A 525-nucleotide genomic window follows, 5' to 3' on the forward strand; every position below is an offset into this window, starting at 1 on the left:
GCCAAAAGTCGTTCATCATCCAAAAATTTCGCTAAGCAATCTATTAATCTTCACTTGTTTAACACAAGTTCAGCTTAAAGGATATTTCTAAAATCGCAAAATTGTTTCGTTATCTAGTTTTCAAGGATCAAGTTTAAAAAATTTTTTTGGTGGAGCCAAGCGGGATCGAACCGCTGACCTCCTGCGTGCAAGGCAGGCGCTCTCCCAGCTGAGCTATGGCCCCATAATAGGATTATTAAGTTAAATGGTGGGCCCTAGTGGACTCGAACCACCGACCTCACCCTTATCAGGGGTGCGCTCTAACCAGCTGAGCTAAGGGCCCTCAATATGAAGCTTGTACATCCCTATAAAGGGTTGCGCTTGGCGGCGTCCTACTCTCCCAGGACCCTGCGGTCCAAGTACCATCGGCGCTGGAGGGCTTAACGGTCGTGTTCGGGATGGGTACGTGTGGAACCCCTCCGCTATCGCCACCAAACGCATGATTGAAGCCATTCAATCATATAGTGTATAAGTTGAAAGAGTCTT

The 525-nt window shown here is 47.4% G+C and carries 2 tRNA genes and 1 rRNA gene; all 3 read right to left on the reverse strand.

Annotated features, from left to right (window positions below):
- Positions 1–147 precede the first annotated feature (147 nt).
- A tRNA-Ala gene (locus KJS58_RS24860) sits at positions 148–223 on the reverse strand.
- Positions 224–245: 22 nt separating this feature from the next.
- Positions 246–322: transfer RNA gene (locus tag KJS58_RS24865), tRNA-Ile, on the reverse strand.
- A gap of 36 nt (positions 323–358) precedes the next feature.
- Positions 359–475, reverse strand: a 5S ribosomal RNA gene (gene rrf / locus KJS58_RS24870).
- Positions 476–525 lie beyond the last annotated feature (50 nt).

The organism is Paenibacillus sp. J45TS6 (assembly GCF_018403285.1).
Taxonomy (GTDB): domain Bacteria; phylum Bacillota; class Bacilli; order Paenibacillales; family Paenibacillaceae; genus Paenibacillus.